The organism is Treponema sp. UBA6852 (genome assembly GCA_002449305.1).
Lineage (GTDB): Bacteria > Spirochaetota > Spirochaetia > Treponematales > Treponemataceae > Treponema_D.
Genome location: DKDI01000022.1, coordinates 1 through 18,035 on the forward strand (window position 1 = coordinate 1; position 18,035 = coordinate 18,035).

General features: G+C 39.7%; 19 protein-coding genes, 4 tRNA genes and 1 other RNA gene. 9 read left to right on the forward strand and 15 right to left on the reverse strand.

The genetic code is table 11. From position 1 onward, the window contains the following. Positions 1-210: hypothetical protein (locus B3209_RS05000; RefSeq protein WP_296690046.1), on the reverse strand; the 210-nt coding region annotated here is incomplete at its 3' end. A 14-nt stretch (positions 211-224) separates the two neighbouring features. Further along, on the reverse strand, positions 225-1,115 hold the full coding sequence (locus tag B3209_RS05005; protein WP_296663506.1) for a LysR substrate-binding domain-containing protein: 891 nt from the start codon (positions 1,113-1,115) through the stop codon (positions 225-227). A 78-nt stretch (positions 1,116-1,193) separates the two neighbouring features. Between B3209_RS05005 and B3209_RS05010 the strand changes: the two genes are divergently transcribed. From B3209_RS05010 to lptB, 7 genes are all read left to right on the forward strand, one after another. Next, entirely contained in the window at positions 1,194-2,018 is an 825-nt protein-coding gene (locus B3209_RS05010) for a hypothetical protein (RefSeq protein WP_296663503.1), read from the forward strand. 186 nt (positions 2,019-2,204) lie between these two features. Then, the gene (locus B3209_RS05015) at positions 2,205-3,293 is read left to right on the forward strand and encodes a polyprenyl synthetase family protein (RefSeq protein WP_296663499.1); all 1,089 of its coding nucleotides are present in this window, start codon (positions 2,205-2,207) and stop codon (positions 3,291-3,293) included. Next, positions 3,286-3,810, forward strand: coding sequence for a tetratricopeptide repeat protein (locus tag B3209_RS05020; RefSeq protein WP_296091833.1), 525 nt, complete (start codon positions 3,286-3,288; stop codon positions 3,808-3,810). The genes B3209_RS05015 and B3209_RS05020 overlap by 8 nt, the downstream gene beginning before the upstream one ends. Positions 3,811-3,829: 19 nt before the next feature. Then, a complete protein-coding gene (locus B3209_RS05025) occupies positions 3,830-4,240 on the forward strand; it encodes a SoxR reducing system RseC family protein (RefSeq protein WP_296091832.1) in 411 nt (136 codons plus the stop codon). Between the two features lie 7 nt (positions 4,241-4,247). Continuing rightward, positions 4,248-4,811, forward strand: coding sequence for an LPS export ABC transporter periplasmic protein LptC (gene lptC, locus B3209_RS05030; RefSeq protein WP_296663495.1), 564 nt, complete (start codon positions 4,248-4,250; stop codon positions 4,809-4,811). Further along, on the forward strand, positions 4,801-5,523 hold the full coding sequence (locus tag B3209_RS05035) for an LptA/OstA family protein (RefSeq protein ID WP_296663493.1): 723 nt from the start codon (positions 4,801-4,803) through the stop codon (positions 5,521-5,523). The genes lptC and B3209_RS05035 overlap by 11 nt, the downstream gene beginning before the upstream one ends. Further along, positions 5,507-6,253: an LPS export ABC transporter ATP-binding protein gene (gene lptB / locus B3209_RS05040; protein WP_295798590.1), complete on the forward strand. Its 747-nt coding sequence runs from the start codon at positions 5,507-5,509 to the stop codon at positions 6,251-6,253. The genes B3209_RS05035 and lptB overlap by 17 nt, the downstream gene beginning before the upstream one ends. A 5-nt stretch (positions 6,254-6,258) precedes the next feature. On the opposite strand, the gene ffs is transcribed toward lptB, so the two are convergent. From ffs to B3209_RS05070, 6 genes are all read right to left on the reverse strand, one after another. Further along, an RNA gene (ffs, locus tag B3209_RS05045) (signal recognition particle sRNA small type) lies at positions 6,259-6,357 on the reverse strand. 7 nt (positions 6,358-6,364) lie between these two features. Further along, positions 6,365-6,451, reverse strand: a tRNA-Ser gene (locus B3209_RS05050). Positions 6,452-6,515: 64 nt separating this feature from the next. Continuing rightward, positions 6,516-6,590, reverse strand: a tRNA-Arg gene (locus B3209_RS05055). A gap of 50 nt (positions 6,591-6,640) precedes the next feature. Further along, positions 6,641-6,727 (reverse strand) — tRNA-Ser (locus B3209_RS05060). 24 nt (positions 6,728-6,751) lie between these two features. Then, positions 6,752-6,836, reverse strand: a tRNA-Ser gene (locus B3209_RS05065). A gap of 83 nt (positions 6,837-6,919) precedes the next feature. Beyond that, positions 6,920-7,522 (reverse strand): redox-sensing transcriptional repressor Rex, encoded by a 603-nt coding sequence (locus B3209_RS05070; RefSeq protein ID WP_296664169.1) that lies wholly within the window; start codon positions 7,520-7,522, stop codon positions 6,920-6,922. Positions 7,523-7,592: 70 nt separating this feature from the next. Here B3209_RS05070 and B3209_RS05075 point away from each other — a divergent pair, with 70 nt between their 5' ends. Then, positions 7,593-8,594 carry an endonuclease/exonuclease/phosphatase family protein gene (locus tag B3209_RS05075; RefSeq protein WP_296664170.1) on the forward strand — a complete coding sequence of 334 codons (1,002 nt, stop codon included), beginning with the start codon at positions 7,593-7,595 and terminating at the stop codon, positions 8,592-8,594. Here the strand turns inward: B3209_RS05075 and B3209_RS05080 are convergent. Beyond that, positions 8,591-9,760, reverse strand: coding sequence for an MFS transporter (locus B3209_RS05080; protein WP_296664171.1), 1,170 nt, complete (start codon positions 9,758-9,760; stop codon positions 8,591-8,593). The two genes, B3209_RS05075 and B3209_RS05080, sit on opposite strands and share 4 nt — an antisense overlap. Before the next feature lie 144 nt (positions 9,761-9,904). Here B3209_RS05080 and B3209_RS05085 point away from each other — a divergent pair, with 144 nt between their 5' ends. Continuing rightward, positions 9,905-12,130 carry a B12-binding domain-containing radical SAM protein gene (locus tag B3209_RS05085; RefSeq protein WP_296690048.1) on the forward strand — a complete coding sequence of 742 codons (2,226 nt, stop codon included), beginning with the start codon at positions 9,905-9,907 and terminating at the stop codon, positions 12,128-12,130. A 22-nt stretch (positions 12,131-12,152) separates the two neighbouring features. On the opposite strand, the gene rlmB is transcribed toward B3209_RS05085, so the two are convergent. The 6 genes from rlmB to B3209_RS05115 all read right to left on the reverse strand — a co-directional run. Then, the gene (gene rlmB / locus B3209_RS05090; RefSeq protein WP_296664172.1) at positions 12,153-12,929 is read right to left on the reverse strand and encodes a 23S rRNA (guanosine(2251)-2'-O)-methyltransferase RlmB; all 777 of its coding nucleotides are present in this window, start codon (positions 12,927-12,929) and stop codon (positions 12,153-12,155) included. A gap of 310 nt (positions 12,930-13,239) precedes the next feature. Continuing rightward, positions 13,240-13,743 (reverse strand): YchJ family protein, encoded by a 504-nt coding sequence (locus B3209_RS05095; RefSeq protein WP_296665177.1) that lies wholly within the window; start codon positions 13,741-13,743, stop codon positions 13,240-13,242. A gap of 75 nt (positions 13,744-13,818) precedes the next feature. Then, a complete protein-coding gene (locus B3209_RS05100; protein ID WP_296665176.1) occupies positions 13,819-15,060 on the reverse strand; it encodes a phenylacetate--CoA ligase family protein in 1,242 nt (413 codons plus the stop codon). Further along, a complete protein-coding gene (locus B3209_RS05105; RefSeq protein WP_296665174.1) occupies positions 15,057-15,641 on the reverse strand; it encodes an indolepyruvate oxidoreductase subunit beta in 585 nt (194 codons plus the stop codon). Before B3209_RS05105 ends, B3209_RS05100 begins: the two co-directional genes overlap by 4 nt. 11 nt (positions 15,642-15,652) lie before the next feature. Then, the gene (gene iorA / locus B3209_RS05110) at positions 15,653-17,479 is read right to left on the reverse strand and encodes an indolepyruvate ferredoxin oxidoreductase subunit alpha (protein ID WP_296665172.1); all 1,827 of its coding nucleotides are present in this window, start codon (positions 17,477-17,479) and stop codon (positions 15,653-15,655) included. 161 nt (positions 17,480-17,640) lie between these two features. Beyond that, positions 17,641-18,035, reverse strand: a 395-nt coding sequence (locus tag B3209_RS05115; protein WP_296690050.1) for a hypothetical protein, incomplete at its 5' end; no start/stop codon positions are given.

Below are 18,035 nucleotides of genomic sequence, written 5' to 3' on the forward strand. Positions count from 1 at the left end.
AATGACACTTAAATTACTGTTCTTATCAAAACTCGACATTTGGGCTATTAATAATAAATAACTAAAAATGCGGTAAGAAAAAGAAAGCGGCAACAGAGCCGTTTTGAGCGTTGGCAAGCGATTGTAAAATCGCGCAGTCCAATTCCATTTACGCTCAACTTGGCGAATTGACGCGCTTTTTCTTATAGCTTTTTTAGTTGCTTCTAACATTGCAAAATACAATTTTATGAAATGCCCAATATTTCATTCACTGCAATGCGGATTTTTCTTGCGCTTTCACTTCCCGTGATTTTTGCCTTTTGAATGAATCCTATGTCATAAAAGCCTAGCGCGTTTCCTGCGTTATGAGACACAAAGCCTTCTTTGTATGGTCCGTTTTCCAAAACAATTTTTGGAACAAGTCCTATTCCAAGTCCAAGAGCGGCAAGAGCCATTACAGCTTCGTTTCCTTCTGTTTCCGCGGCAACCTCCGGATGAACATTGCGGCTTTTTATCCAAGAATCGAATCTTTTGCGCGCAAGTCCAGCTTTTGGCAAAATCAAAGGCACTGTGGAAACTATATCCTGCGGACTTCCCTGCACGTCAACATAAGGACCGCTCAATGCAGCCGCAAATACAAGAGGAGTTCGGCACACGGAAATGCAGTCAAAAAATGCAGAACGCTCGTCAGGAATTGCCGCCACCGCAAGTTCCGCCCGCCCTTCCCTCACCGCGCTCACAGCCCCGGCAGGATCTCCTGTTTCTATGGAAAGATGAACCGCCGGATATTTTGCAGAAAGTTTTTTTATGAACGGAGGCATTATCGTATAGCACGCCGTAACGCTAGCATAAATATGAAGAGTTCCGCACACGCTGTCCTTTAGCTGCGAAAATTCATTTACAAGATTTTCTTTTTCTTCCACGCACTTTGAAGCAAAACCAAGAAATTTCCTGCCTTTTTCTGTAAGAAATATATCCTTGCTTCTTCTGTCAAAAAGCTCAGCGCCGGTTTCCTCTTCCAATCTTGAAATAAGCCGGCTTAATGCAGAAGGACTTAAATTGATTTCGTTTGCGGCACGAGCAAAATGAAGATTCTTTGCCACGGAAATAAAAGCCTTAAGCTCAAAAAAATCCATGCGTTTACTATAAAAATTTTTTGCTTTTTAGTCGATAATAAGTAAGATAAATTTACACTTTTAACATTTGGGGGATTTATGAAAAAAACCGCTTTTTTCGCTGTTGCTGTCCTTTCAGCATTTTCTGCTTTTGCCGACAATTTTTCAACTGGATTTACTCCAGCCGGAAACGTTACTTCCTACACAAAGACAAATTATTCTGTAACTTCTAAGTTTGGTGAATATTTCCGCTCTATTTCAGAAAAAGAAGTTCACAATTTCAGCAACGGACAAGAAACGGAATATTCACTCTTAAACGCAAAAGACGAGCTTATAACAAAAACAACATACACTTACAACGCAAAAAAACTTGCAAGCATGGCTTACTTTGACGCAGAATCTGAAGCAGAACTCAAGACTGAATACGAATACGGCGTTGACTCAAAAATCAAGTCATACACAGTTACAGAAAGTGATTCCGGCAACCTTAGTTCAAAGACAATCTATAAATATGAAGGCAAAAAAGTTACGGAAAACCACTACGACAAAGACGGAAAACTCTATATGCGCGTAATCCAGACTTTGAATGACGATGGAATTCCTGTCCAGGAAACTGAATACAACGGAGACGGATCATTCAGTCTTTCAAGAAACTATTCATTTACAGAATCAAAAAAAATCGCTGCGATAGAAACTTTTGATGAGGAAGGAAACTGCACAAACAAAATTGCTTTCCGCTATGACGCAAACGACTTCCTTACAGAAATTCAAGTTTATGAAAATGCAAAAATCACAGAACGCCGCATTTACAAAAATGACGCTTTGGGAAATCCAGTAAGAATAAGCTACTACGATGTTGCAGAAAAATTCGGAACAACAGTAAATGAGCTTTCCCGCATAGAAGATTTTTCCTATAATTACTAAAACTGATGTCATACTTTGACAAAAAAGATATTCCAATGTCATTTTAGGTTTAACATTATGTCATACTCCGGCTTGACCGGAGTATCTCACGTGTAGAGATTTCCCGATTAAATCGGGGAATAACAGTTAATTTCCATTTCAAATAGCCATAGACTTTTGAAGCAACCTCAGTTATTATTGTATTCTATGAACAAGCATTTTTTGGCGCATTTGGAACAGATTGAATCTTCTATAAAAAACTTTCTTCCGCTTGAAGCAAACAGCGAATGGAAAAAACTTTCTTTTGGAAATGAAAATATAGACTCCAAGCACATTTTTCCGCTTATAGAAACAACACGCTCTTTAGTGGACCTTGGCGGAAAAAGATGGCGACCTCTGCTTTTAGTTTTATGCGCCCGAGCTTGTGCAAAAGACAAAGAAAAATCCCAAAAAGCGGCATATTTACTTGCGCCTCTTGTTGAATTTGTGCATACAGCAAGCCTTATCCATGACGACATTGAGGACAGTTCTCCTGTTCGCCGCGGAAAACCAGCCGCATACATAACTTACGGAATCGACACTGCAATAAACGCAGGTTCCTGGCTCTACTTTGAAGCTCCACTCTGCATAGAGAAATTAAATTGTTCTATAGAGCTTAAAAATAGACTTTTCACTAATTATCTTATGGAGCTTAGACGGCTTCATTTGGGGCAGGCAATGGACATAGCTTGGCACAGGGACAACACAAAAGTTCCTTCTGTGCAAGAATATCTTGAAATGGTAAAGGGCAAAACAGGAACGCTGGCTTCTCTTGCCGCCAAAACAGGAGCACTTGCTTCCAATGCGGACGATGAAACTGTAAAAAAAGCCGGAATAATCGCTTCTGAAATTGGAGCCGGATTTCAAATTATTGACGATGTTATAAATCTTACAACAGGAAATCCTGGCAAAAAGCGCGGAGACGACATTGTTGAAGGCAAAAAATCGCTTCCAGTTCTTACTTTTTTTGAGCAGAACAAGGAAAATCCCAAGGAAACTCAAGAACTTAGCCATTTCTTTATTCAGGCTGCAAAAGAAGGAATTGAAAGTCCGGCTGTAGAAAAAGCAATCGCCCTTATGGAACAAAATTCTTCTATTAAAATAGCAAAGAAAAAGGGAATCGAGCTTATTTTTAACGGAGGAAACTCTTTTATTGAACTTTTCGGAAAAGACAACGAGGATGCAATTCTTATAAAAGAGCTTTTTGTTTCGATGATTCCAAAAGAACTTATGGGAGCAGAAAATAAAGATGCTTGAAAACAGCGAAAAACTAAATAATCAGGCGGTTCATCTTGCCTCAAAAGGCGAATACGAAGATGCGATTGCCTGCCTAAAAAGGGCGATAACTGTAGAAAATTCAAATTATCTTTTGTGGTTCAACCTGGGGCTTACTTACCATGACGCAGGAAAAATTTCCCTTGCAAAAGCCGCAATGGAGCACGCTTACAGAATAAATCCATACGATGAAGACACATTGGACAGCCTAGCTTCATTTTGTGTTTCCACAAAGACATTTGACGAAGCCATGCTTTACTGCGCAAAAGGCCTTGAACTAAATCCAGTAAATCCGCATTACTGGAACACAAGCGGAGTTGTAAGTTTTCAGCAAGGCGATTATGTGGAAGCCGCCAATTTTTTTGAGCACGCAGTTTCGCTTAGCCCGCATTATTACGATGCACTTTTCAATCTGCGCGACACTTATCAAGAACTGAACAACAAAGCCGGCGTCCAGGAATGCAACAGGATGCTTGAGTCAATAAAAAAAACTGAATAAAATCCGCAAGAAGGAAAGCATGACCGAAAAAGCTCTTATAATGTCGATAAAAGAAAACAAAATTCTTGCCGCAAGATTTGAAAAAGAAGAATGCGCAAGCTGCTCAGCCGGATGCGCCAAAAGAAACCACGCATTTGAAGTTGCAAATCCGCATAACATGGAAATTTCAAGCGGTTCTATTGTAATAATCGGGGCAAACAAAAAAGTGCAGGCAGCACAGGGAATTGTTTCGCTTTTTATTCCGTTTCTGTGCGCAATCGCAGGATATTTTGCAGCCTCGCCTATAATGAATTTTTTCGGAAAATCGATTTCAAGCGACGGAAAAGCTGTGTTTGTGCTTTTGTTTCTTCTTTTGTCTTCTGCGCTAGTTTTTGCAGTTACACGGAAAATTCCAATTCCTGGCAAACCTGAAATAATAGAAGTTCTGTAAACGCAAAATGCTCAAAGCCGCTTTTTTCCTTTTGCTCCTTGCAATTTCCTCCTGTTCCTTAAAATACGATGAAAATCCCAGCGGAACAGACTCTTCCCCGGAACTTGAATTTAAAGACGCCGATTACAAAAAATACGAAGACAACAAACTTTCAACGCAGATTCAGGCGCAGACTCTTGAGCAATACAAGGACAGTTCAGCTTATGCAAAAGACGCAAGATTCAAAACTTGGAATTCAGGCGGCGATCTTTTGACTGAAGGATATTGCGCTTTGCTTGGAATCAACAGCGACACAAAAATCTACACGTTGTTCAACGAAATTTTCATCAACAACATCGAACAGAATTTCAAAATAAATGCGGAAAGACTAAAATGGAATTCAGAAACAAAGCAGATGGTTTCCACAAAGGATGGAAATGTAAAGCTTACAAGAAGCGACATTGAAATTCAGGGAAGCGGATTTTCTGCAAGCGGACTTTCCAAAAGTTTTGAATTTGCAAATCCTGTAACGGGAATAATCACAACGGATGACAACGAAGAATCAGACGGAGAAAATTTCAGTGAAGAGTAAAAAATTCATTTTGTTCTATATACTGCTTCTGATTTTTTCTTTTGCGGCAAGCGCGGAGCAGATAACGTTCAGCGCAGACTCAATGACGGGAACAGCTGGAAGCAAAAACAGCACGACAATTTTAAAAGGCAGTGCAAAGGTAAAAACAGAAAACATGGAAATTTCTGCGGAAACAATAGAGCTTTCCGGAAAGAATTTCAGGCGGATAGTTGCAAGCGGGAAAGTTGCCGGAAAAAACACAGAAAGCAAAATGGATTTTACCTGCGAAAGAATGCAATACGACAGGCAGACAAAAATCGCAGTTCTAGAGCAGAACGTTGAGCTTTCTGACACAGAGAACGGCGTAAATGCAAAGGCTGAACTCATTGAATACGACCAGAAAAAAGAAACCGCCATCATGCAGATTCAGGTGAATTTGACGCAAAAGAAAAATGTCTGCACTTCCGCCTACGCAATCTACAGCAAAAACGAGCAGACTTTGGAAATGAGCGGAAATCCGAAAATCGTGCAGAACGGAGACACTTTCCGCGCGCAGGTGATTCTTCTTGACATGGAAACTCAGGAAATAACGCTCACAGGAAGAGTAAAAGGCTCTGTTTCCACTGCGGAATCAAGCAAGCCAAATCAAAAAAATTCTACTGAACCAGAAAACAGCGAGAATACTGAAGAAAAAAAAGAAATCTCGGAGGAGCAGAATGGAATCCCAGAATAAAGAAAAAAGCACGCTAAGAGTTTCTTCATTATATAAGTCATTCGGGAAAAAAAGTGTTGTAAAGGGCGTTGATTTTTCTATGCAAACCGGGGAAGTTCTGGGACTTTTAGGGCCAAACGGAGCTGGAAAAACCACAACTTTTTATATGATTGTGGGATTTTATAAGCCAACAGCTGGCGATGTTTTTCTTGATGAAGAATGCATAACGCAGCTTCCAATGTACAAGAGAGCAAGGGCTGGAATTTCGTATCTTCCGCAAGAACCTTCAGTTTTTAGAAAACTTACAGTCGAAGAAAATATCTGGGCAATTCTTGAAACACGCAAGGATTTAACACGAATCGAAAAAAAACGGGAGCTTGACCAGCTTATAGAGGAATTCAACATCGGGCGCATAAGAAAACAGCAGGCGTACACTTTGTCTGGCGGAGAACGGCGCAGAACTGAAATAGCACGCTCACTTGCAATAGAGCCAAAATTTCTGCTTTTAGACGAGCCTTTTGCCGGAATAGATCCGATTGCAGTCGCGGATATAAAAGGAATCATAAGGCTGCTTGCAAAAAGAGGAATCGGCGTTCTTATAACAGATCACAATGTGCGCGATACTTTGGAAATAACTGACCGCGCCATAATAATTTCCACAGGAACAATTTTAGTTTCAGGCGGAAAAGAAGAGATTTTAAAGTCGCAGGAAGCCCGAGAAATCTACCTTGGAAAAGACTTTTCAATGTAAAAAAAAGAGCCTAGATAATCTCCGGCACCACTGCAAACTGAATACCGTTGCTGCGTTCCCGCTCTGGCGGGGTTTTCCAGCTGCAATGTGCAGAGCATCTAGGCTCAAAATCGGAAAGAGGGGGATTCGAACCCCCGGTAACATTTCTGCTACGCACCCCTTCCAAGGGTGTACCTTAAACCACTCGGACATCTTTCCTAAATGTCAACAAAAAAAGGATTCATTCTTGCTGAATCCTTACAAACTGAAATCTAAATATAATTGAGACTGACACGATTCGAACGTGCGACCCCCACCTCCGCAGGGTGGTGCTCTAATCCAGCTGAGCTACAATCTCATAAACAGACCTTTTCTCTGCTGCTAAATCAAGTGAAACCTGTTTAGTAGCGGAGGCGACAGGAGTCGAACCTGCCCGGCCCTTTAGGGAACCGACGGTTTAGCAAACCGTTGTATTAACCGCTCTACAACGCCTCCAATTCCCTAAAACTCTGTTTAGGACGGAGCGAGAGGGATTCGAACCCCCGGTACCTTTCGGCACGCCTGTTTTCAAGACAGGTACTTTCGACCACTCAGACATCGCTCCATGAATGTGAAAACATACTAGCAAAATTCACATCAAAGTGTCAATAGGATTAATGCAAAAATTTAACTTTTAAAATGAAGTTTTCAGTTTATGGCTAAAGTTTCAAGAGCGGTTAAAAGGCTTACATTTTCTATGGGAACTTCGCTCGGAACCTTTAGTACACAAGGCGTGTAATTTACAATTCCCTTTATTCCGCAGTCAATAAGCAAATCAGTAAGTGGCTGAGCTTCATCTGAATCAACGGTAAGAATCGCATAGGAAATTTCTTCTTCACGGATAATTTTTTTCATCAAAGTCGTAGGATGAAGCGGAAACGACGAGCTTAAAACTTCCGTCTTGTTCACGCTTGAATCAAATCCGGCTACAATTTTAAACGGCGAATCATAAAGTTCCGAAGTGTCCAAAAGGGCCTGGCCCATTCTTCCAAGGCCAACAATGCAGCACCGCAAGCTTTCTTTTTTTTCACCGAACATTTTTTCAAGATGAGACTTAAGCTCTTCAACCTTGTAGCCGTTCGTTGCTCCGCAGTTCAATTTTAATGCTGAAATATCACGACGGACAACTGCGGAAGTCCAGCCGGTAAGCTCTTGAATTTTTTGCGAAGTTATATTTTTTTCTTTATAGCCTGAAAGCAGCCGTTCCAAAAGAACAAGACGGCGTTTCGTAGGCAAAGGAATATCTTTCATCTTTTTAAAATATTTTATCAATTTAATGCATTTTTTGTAAATATTCGAATATATATTTTTAGAGGAAATTATGAAGAAAATTAATTTTAACAAGCGATTTAAAATTTATGCTGTTTTGTGGATTTTATTCATGCCGTTTTTTACCTGTTGCGATTCTGCCAAATCTGAATTAAAAATTGCAAATTGGAATGTACAGACTTTTTTTGATGCAAACAATGACGGAACAGAATATCCTGAATTCATCAAAAGCAAAACTTGGAGCGAAGAAATGTATAAGGAACGGCTCAGGCGGCTTTGTTCAGTTATAAAAAAACTTGACGCTGATATTTTTATAATGGAAGAACTTGAAAATTCAAATGTTCTATTCGACATAAGCAATTTTCTTGCAGGCGAATGGAATCCGCGTAAAATATACAGATACGCTTGCTTTTCAAAAAGTGAAGGCGGAGCAATAGGCTGCGGAGTTCTTTCAAGAATTCCATTGCAAAAAATGAATTTGCATTCACTCGACATAAGAACTGAAAATGAAAAAATGCCTCGTACAAGACCTTTGTCAGAAATTGAAATAAAACTAAAAGAAAAAACTTTGAGCATTTTCGTAAATCACTGGAAAAGCAAAAGCGGAGGAGAAGAAAAAACTGAAAAATGGCGAAACCGTGAAGAAAGCGTTCTTTCATTTTTTATGAACCAGGCATTAAACGAAGGCAAGGCTATTTTTGCGGCCGGAGATTTTAACAAAGACATAAATGATTTTTGCGTAAAGGAAAACGGAAATATTTTGCTTAGAGCTTGGCACGGAAAACTTCTTGGCGATGAAGGACTTTTGGCAAAATCACCTTGGTTTGATGAAAACGGAAATTTAATTGAGCCGGGAAGCTATTATTTTAGAGAAGAATGGTCGCGCATAGACAATATTTTTTATTCAGGGAAAATAGAAGTCGAAGGATTTTTTCCAGCGGCGGAAGGATTTTGGTGCAACGAAAATTCTATTCCGTACAAATATTCACTTTGGAACGGAAGAGGATACAGCGACCATCTTCCGCTTGTTTGCAAAGTGCGGCTTTTAAATTAGACTTCCGAAGTTTTCTTTACAAGTTTTTCATGCATAATAAAAAGAAGCGCAAGAGCAATCAAAAGATAAAATGGATATAATGCGATTGTACTTTTTGATGCAATCATTCCAAATAACGGAGGCATCAAAGTTGTGCCAGTATAAGCACTTGCCATTTGAACTCCGATTATTGCCTGCGACTTGTCTGCTCCAAAATGTGCTGGAGTAGAATGTATTATGCATGGATAAATTGGCGCGCATCCAAGTCCAATTATTATCAATCCTGCAACTGTAGAACTTTGTCCAAAAGGCAAAACTACCGCAGCAATTCCTGCAAGCGCAAAAAACTGTCCCAGGCGAATCATCTGCGTGTCATTCATTTTCATTGTTAAAAATCCACTGACGGCTCGTCCAAGTGTAATTCCAATGTAAAACATTCCTGCAAAAAAAGCGGCTTTTTCAGGAGAAACTTTTTCATAAAGCGCAAGATAGCTTCCTGCCCAAAGTCCAGCTGTCTGCTCAAGGGTGCTATAGCAAAAAAACGCAATCATAACTTCCTTTGCTCCGGGAATTAAAAAAATCTGACGCAAGGAAAGAGGCTTTTCATTTTTTTCCGATTCATGAAAATCATTTTGCGGCTTATTTTTTTTCCAAAGCGGAAGAGAACCTACAAGAACCGCCGTAAGAACTGTCTGAAAAATCGCAATATATCTATAGCCAGAATTCCATCCATGCTGACCAGTCAATGTAAATCCCATTATAGAAGGTCCAATCGCAGTTCCAACTCCCCACATGCAATGAAGCCAGCTCATGTGGCGACTTTTATAATTAAGGGCGACATAATTATTAAGGGCGGCATCCACGCTTCCAGCTCCAAGTCCATAGGGAATAGCCCAAAGACAAAGCATCCAAAATGAACTGCTTATTGAAAATCCAAAAAGCGCAAGAGCTGTTGTTGCAACGCTTATCACCATAACTTTTCCAACGCCGACTTTTTTTGTAAACCTGTCGCTCATAAGACTTGAAAAAACAGTTCCTGCAGCAATAATCATTGAAATAATTCCGGCAAAAGAAATATCCACGCCGAAATCTTTATACATTGAAGGCCAAGCAGAACCAAGCAATGGATCAGGAAGCCCAAGACTTATAAAAGCCACATAAATCACAGCAAGAAGAAGCGATGCCATACAAACCTCAATTAATCGTATTTTTCTCGAAAATTATAATGTAAGAAAATATTTTTTTCTTTAACGATTTTCCGCATCGATATAACAATCTTCCATACAAAATATTTGACAACAGCTTTTCTTCTAACTAGAATTGTTTTTGCCATGAATATAATTGTAATCCAGCCGCCTTTAGTTCAGCTTAACTCTCCATACCCATCAGGAGCATATCTAAAATCTTTTTTCAACAAAAACGGACACAAAGCTATATGGCTAGATTTAAGCGTGCAACTTATACATTCAATTTTTTCAAAAAACGGATTGAAAAAACTTTTTAAGCTTTCAAAAGAAAACGCAATGAAAATTGCTTCCGCCGCAGAAAAAAACGGAGACTTCGCAACTGCAAAAAATTTAAGACGATATATTTTTCAAAGTGATTTGTGGATTGAATGGATTGACTTTATAATGTCAGTTTTATGCGGAAAACAAAATCCAAGTTCACGCGAACTTGGCCACAGATTTATCTTAAGCCCATATACTCCGCGTGGAAACCGCATGGAAAACTACATATCAAATCTTGACAGAGAACCAAATGTAGACGACACAAGGAATATAGCAAGTCTTGCCATCGAAGATTTGACAGACTACATTTCAGTTGCGTTCGATAAAAGTTTTTCACTCGTGCGTTACGCAGAAAGCATTGCTGTAAACGAAACTTCTTTTAGTCAAATTGAAGAAAAACTTAACTCGCCTATTTTGACAACTTTTTACACAGAAGTTTTAAAAGCCGCATTTTCAAAAATAAATATTCCTGAAAACGAAAAAACACTTGTTTGTATTTCTGTACCGTTTGCAGGAACTTTTACGCCAGCCCTATTTTCAGCAAAATACTTACGAGAAAAATATGGAGAAAGACTTTTTATATGTTTTGGCGGCGGATTCATAAACACAGAACTTAGAGAATTTTGCGACAGTTCATTTTTTAAATACGCAGATGCAATAAGCTACGACAGAGGCTACGGTTCATACAAAAATTTCTTTGATGTATTTCCAGACGGAAAAGTTTCAGAAGAAAATCAGATTTACAAAATGCGTCTGTTTGCAAAAGAAAAAGTCATAGAACCATTGCAGTCGTCTTTGGAATATGAAAAATTTGAAAATGAGCAGACATCATTAATTGTTCCTGATTATTCAGAAACTGATTTTTCTATTTATCCGCGAGTTGCCGATGACGAAAATCCAATGCAACGTTTGTGGTCAGACGGAGCTTGGATGAAAGCTTATCTTGCGCACGGATGCTACTGGCACAAATGCGCGTTCTGCGATGTAAGCCTTGACTATGTTGCTTCCTACAGGCTTGTTCAAATTGAAAATCTTTTTTACGAATTAAAATCACAATCAGAAAAAAACGGAATACACGGAATTCATTTTGTTGACGAAGCAATGCCTCCAGCCGCAATGATAAAATTTTCCAAGTTAAATTTAAAGCATTCCGCATCTTTTTCATTTTGGGGAAACGTAAGATTTGAAAAAATTTATTCCCGCGACATGGCAGAATTTTTATCTTTTGGAGGACTTATTGGAGTTTCCGGCGGAATTGAAATTGCAACAGGAACAGGCTTGGACAGCATAAGCAAAGGAACTGATTTGGATTCAATTGTAAGCGCGTGCTGTGCATTCAAGGAAGCTGGCATTTTAATTCACGCATACATGATTTACGGCTACTTTGGAGAAACTGAGCAAGACACAATAAATTCCATGGAAACTTTACGGCAACTTTATGCGGCAGGGCTTATTGATTCATGCTTCTGGCACAAATTTGTCTTAACAAGACATTCAAGAATTTATTCGGAATGGAAAGAAGGACTTCACAAAAACTTAAATCCATTCGCTCCCAAAAATTCTGGAGTATTTGCAAAAAATGGACTGCACTTTAAAGATGAAGAAAAATCTACAAAATTCGGAAACGGACTTTATACCGCGCTTCAAAGTTGGATGCACGGAGAAAATTTAAATGTTCCTGTTGAAAAATGGTTTGAATTTAAAGTTCCTCATCCAAATGTTTCAAAAGATTTAATTGCAAAGTCAATTGAAAAATATGAAGAACGCCGAAACAAAGAGTGGAATTTTCCATTAAATGCAAAAAAACTTTTTTGGCTCGCTGGAAATATCGTCTTATGTGAAAACAAATTTTTGTGGAACTATATGCATGAAGATTTTAAAATTTCACTAAACATTTCATCGCAGGAAAAAGAAGAATTTATTCATGCGCTTTATTGCCTTTCACCTAAAAATTTTGACAGTTCATTCATGGAAAATATTATTCAGAAAAATCCGGGAGTAAAAAAAATCCTTCGCGCGCTAAGGGGCAAAGGACTTGTAATGCTTTAGAAAAATAAATAAGCAGTGCAAATTAATTTTCCAGTTTTTGTCTGTAGGCTTCGTAAAGAAGAACTCCGGCCGCAACAGAAACATTCAGGCTGTCAATTTTTCCGCAAGTTGGAATGGAAACAATTTCATCGCATTGTTCCTGCAAAAGACGCGCAATTCCGCTGCCTTCGCTTCCCATTATGATGCAAGTTTTTTTTGGAAACTTTATTTTTAAAAGAGTTGTTCCACCTGCATCCGCTCCATAAATCCAAAATCCTGCTGACTTTAAAATCTGAACTGCGCGAACAAGATTTGGAACTTTTGCAACATCAACCCAAGAAGAAGCTCCCGCGCTTGCACGTGCAATTATTTCATTGCTGTTTATGTCTGCGCTTCTATGATCTGGAACGACCATAAGATTTGCGCCGAACTGATCACATGAACGCAAAATCGCACCAACATTATGCGGATCGGTAACACTGTCAAGAACAACAACAACAGCATTTTCAGGGCAGCAAGTAATCCACTGCTCAAGCTGAATTTGATTTTTTGAATTCTCTTTTTCGCCTTCAACTAAAAGAATAATTCCGCGGTGATCACGAGCAGTTTCTGGAAGCGGCAAAACCATTGAGTCAAGTTCTTTTTCATTCACAAGCGAAACTTCAAAATTTGAATCCTTTGCAAGCGAAATTATTTTTTTAATTCTTGGTCCTGGCTTTGAATAAAAAATTTTCAAGCTGATTTCTTTAGGCTTAGAAACCGAATACAATCTGACTTTTTCTTCAACAGCATGAAAGCCTGTATAAATATTTTTTGACATATAGATTTTATTTTTCAAAAGGAATTACTGGCTAGTGCCGGTTTTTAAATATGGGTTGTTCCAAAAGTATTTTTATGTCATTTTCAGGCTTGACCCGAAAATCTAAATATATAATTATTTATAGATTGTTAACCGAGTTTCTTTCAGAAACATCGCAGTATCAAGCACGGCAATGACGTTTTGAACTTTTTGAACAGTCCCATATTATTTTTTTATCTGCAATTAATTATCGTACAAAATTGCTGCGTCAATTCTTGCCGCAGTTTGGTATTTGCTCCCCTTGGTCGCAAACTTGTACAAAATTGCTGCGTCAATTCTTGCCGCAGCAATTTTTATATTTTTTTCCGCTTCCACAAGGGCATGGTTCATTGCGGCCGATTTTTCTGCCTTCTCTTACAACTGTTGTTGGGCGCATCATGCCTTCGCTATAAAGCCATTCGCCGTTTACTTTTTTGAAGCCGCCGATTTCGTGGTGAATGTCGTGCATTCCTTTTGAAGTGTATTCAGCTTCAAATTCAACAATGCCCTCGTCGTCGTTTTCTGTTCCTTTTTCTGTACGAAGAATTTTCAAGCCATGCCAAGTGCTGTTGTTGCTCCAATCTTCAGTTGCCTTGCGGTCAATTTCTGCAATTTTTTCGCTTTTCTCGCAGCTGTTGATAATAAAATCAATTTCATGCTTTACATAAGCTGTATAGCGCGCCCTCATAAGAGCTTCAGCAGTTTTTGCTTTTTCTGTGCCTTTTATAATTTTTTCGCAGCATTCAGCATAATCTTTTCCTGAACCGCATGGACACAAATCTTTTTTATCGCTCATAGTTTCTCCAAAAAAATTCTGTTTGTAAATATTTTTTTATTCTACCAATTTATCCAACTTGTTGCAAACTCTATTTCAGTTGTCGCGGTAGTCGGTTACGCGCTTTGTTTTCTTTTCACTGCGTGGAAGAGTACCAACCGGAACAATTGTAATTTTTGGAGTTACTCCGATTTTAGACTTGAACATTTCGCCGATTTTTTTTGCGGTTTCGTCAAAGTTCACTCTGCCCTCGGCTTCCGCAGTAAGAATCATAATGTCCTTGTTGATTTCGTCATCGTGCGCAATTGCAATTGAATATTCGCTTGAAACTCCGTCAACATTTTGCAGTAACTCTTCAACTTGGCTTGGGAACATATTTACGCCGTGAACTTTAAACATGTCGTCGCTTCTTCCCTTTATCATGTCGATTCGCGGATAGCATCTTCCGCAGCTGCATTTTTCAGGAATAATTCTTGAAATGTCGTGCGTTCTGAACCTTAAAAGCGGTGCTCCTTCCTTTACGAGAGTTGTAATTACGATTTCGCCTTCTTCTCCGTCCGGCAAAATTTTTCCAGTTTTCGGATCGATTATTTCTATATAAATGTAATCGTCCCAATAATGAATGCCGCTTTCTTTTTCGCAGTTGATTCCGATTCCCGGTCCGTAAATTTCTGTAAGTCCGTAAATGTCGTAAAGCTCAATTCCAAGCTCGTCTTTGATATACTTGCGCATTTTTTTTGACCAGCGTTCAGAACCGAACACGCCTTTCTTCAAACAAATTTTGTCTTTGAGTCCACGCTTATTGATTTCCTCCGCAAGCAAAAGAGCGTAAGAAGAAGTCGCCGTGATTACAGTTGATTTTAAATCCTGCATCATCTGAAGCTGTTTTTCTGTGTTGCCCGGTCCCATCGGAATTGCCATTGCGCCAAGTTTTTCGCATCCAGCCTGAAATCCGATTCCCGCTGTCCAAAGTCCGTAGCCCGGCGTAATCTGGATTCTGTCTTTTTTTGTGATTCCGGCAGTTTCGTAGCAGCGCGCAAACATAATCGCCCAGTCGTCAACATCTTTTGCAGTGTACGGAATTATAACCGGCTTTCCTGTTGTTCCTGACGATGAATGGATTCTAACAATTTCTTCATCCGGCACAGCCTGAATTCCAAGCGGATATGCGTTGCGCAAATCGTCCTTGCTAGAAAACGGAAGGGATTCAAATTCTTCCTGACTTGAAACGCCGGTAATTTTTTTCTCTTTCAAAATTTTTCCGTAGTAACTGTCGCCTGCAATAAGACGCTTAATCTGCTTGTCAACTTGAGCAAGCTGCTTTTCATTCAATTTCATATTTTTCCTCCAAAGCCTTTTTCCAATGCCTTTATGTTAATGTCAACCAACGCAGGTTTTACCGTTGTTCTTAAAGCTTCTTTTATTTTTTCTATGCTGATTCCGTTTATTCCGCGTGAAGCCGCCGCGCCCAAAAGAATTGTGTTTACAACTTTTGAAGTGCCAAGCTCACAACAAATTTTTTCTGAATCAACAACGCAAACAGAGTTACAATTTTTATTCAGAAATTCCAAAAGAGTATTTTCATCAGTTGAATTTTCTTTTCCGGCGCAAGCTGAAGACAACGTAACTTTTTTATTCACAACGATTGTTCCGCCGCGTTTTAAATACTGAATGTTTCTTACAGCTTCTGTCATTTCAAAAGAAATAATCATGTCCGCCTGACCAAGTGGAATGAGGGGCGACCAGCAGTTTTCTCCGATTCTAACGTGGCTTACGACTGAACCGCCGCGCTGAGCCATTCCGATTGTTTCCGCAGAGTGAACCGTAAGCCCGCAAAGAAGAGCCGCCTGATCCAAAAGTTTAGCGGCAAGAACAGTTCCCTGCCCGCCGATTCCGCATATCAAAATATTCACACTCATTTTTTCCGCCTTTAATTTTTTGAAGCAATCGCATTCACCGGACAAATCTGCGAGCACAACGAACAACCCGTACATAGCGAAGAGTCAATCTGGGCTTTTTTGCCGTTCATGCCTAGAGCTGGACAGCCAATTTCGTTTATGCATTTTTTGCAGCCGACGCATTTTTCATTTTCAACGTAAAGAGCAGGCTTTCTAAATTCCTTGAATTCTTCCTTGCGCAAAAGTGCGATACACGGAGACTTGAAAATCACCGCGCTGACTCCTTTGTGCGAATCGCATTCTTTTACTGCCGCAATGCTTTCTTCCAAGTTGAACGGATTCACCGTAACGACAGGCTCAACTCCGACCGCCTTGAGGATTTTTTCTATGCTGATTTTTTCCGTGATTTCGCCCATCATCGTAACGCCTGTTCCGGGATGAGGCTGATGTCCTGTCATTGCAGTTGTGGAATTGTCCAGAATGCAGATTGTCTGGCGAGCTTGATTGTAGACCGCATTCACAACGCCTGTGATTCCAGAAGCAAAGAAAGTTGAATCGCCGATGAACGAAAAACAGTGCCTGTCGTTTTCCGCATGAAAGAATCCCTGCGCCATGGTTATGTCCGCGCCCATGCAAAGGCAAGTGTCGCACATATCAAGCGGCTTGGCATTTCCCAAAGTGTAGCATCCGATGTCGCCGCAGTAGACAGTCTTCTCGCCTTTCATCGCCTGCTTTACCGCATAAAAACTCGCACGGTGAGGACAGCCTGCGCAAAGAACAGGAGGACGCACAGGAAGAGGAGGAAGCTCAATTTTATTTTCTGAAAGTTCAAGTCCAAGAAATTTTGCAATCGCCTGCTTTGCAATTTCTACAGAATATTCTCCGGCTTCTGGAATTTCTTTTGTGAGTTTTCCGTGAATTTTATTTTCAAGATGATTTTTTCCGCACAGCTTTAAAAGCTCGTTTTCAATAACCGGGTCAAGCTCTTCAATTACAAGAACTTCTTCTGCGTCCGTTAAAAAATTTTTTGCAAGCTCAGACGGAAAAGGATAAGGCGTTCCGATTTTTAAAACAGGAATATTTTTTTCGCCAAGAATTTCCAAAGCTTCCTTCGCATAACAATAGCTCACGCCGCTTGCAACGATTCCTTTTTTGCTGCCCGGAATTTTGTTTTCTATAAAATCAAATTTGCTTTTTGAAAATTCAGACGGAAGAATAAATTCGTTGCGTTCAAAAATCCGCTTGTGGTTCAAAAAAGATGTGCGTGGAAAAATTACCCAGCGGCTTGTGTCCTTTTCAAATCCTTTAATTTTTTTTGCCTTTGGAAGCTCCGGAATTTCCATGCTTGCGTATCCGTGGTCAACTCTCGTTGTAGGGCGAAGCAATACCGGCGTATTGTATCTTTCAGAAAATTCAAATGCCTGCTGAATCATCTCAAATGCTTCTTCCGGCGAGCTTGGATCAAAAACTGGAATCTTTGAAAACGCACCATACATTCTTGTGTCTTGTTCTGTCTGCGAGCTGATTGGTCCCGGATCGTCCGCGCTTACAATTACCATTCCGCCTTTTACGCCAACGTAGGAAAGACACATTGCAGGGTCGCCGGCAACATTCAGTCCAACTTGCTTCATTGTGACCAAAGTGCGCGCGCCGCAATAAGAAGCTCCAGCCGCAACTTCAAGAGCCGCTTTTTCGTTGACCGACCATTCTATGTAAGCGCCAGTCTGCTTTATATATTTTGCCGCAAATTCTATTATCTCTGATGAAGGCGTTCCCGGATAGCCGGAAATTACATTTACCCCGGCACAAATTGCGCCCAAGGCAATCGCCTCGTTTCCCATTATCATTTTTTTGGACATTGCGAAAAACCTCAAAAAGATTAAAAAGTGTATGTATCTTTTTATAGTAACATGAATATTGGGGTTTTACAATAGAAAATTTTAAAGACAAAAAAGGCTGCCAATTGCTTGAAGCGCATTCCAAGAACTGACAGCCTAAAAATTATTCAGTGAAGAAAAAGTTATTTTTTAATATAATAACTAGTCTCATCATCCGTTACAGCAGTCAATGTATTTCCATTAATTGTAGCTTTAATAACAAGTTTTGAAGCATATTCTGACGGAACATCAACAAGCTCCATTGATTCAGAGTCTTCAAGTGCGCCTTTTACAATTTTCTTTATTGTTATTACAACATTTCCATCTTTTGTTGTATCACCAGTATATGTTCCAGTTGCAACAGTTATATTTATGCCTTCAGAAGAATTTACATCTTTAAATGTGCTGTCATCATAGAAGTAAAGTGTTTCTGTAACAACAGAACCATCATCCTCTTCCGTACAATACCAAGTTGTTACAACGCTTGGATCTTCGTCGTCATCATCGTCGTCATCTTTGCAGCCTACAAATGCAAGCG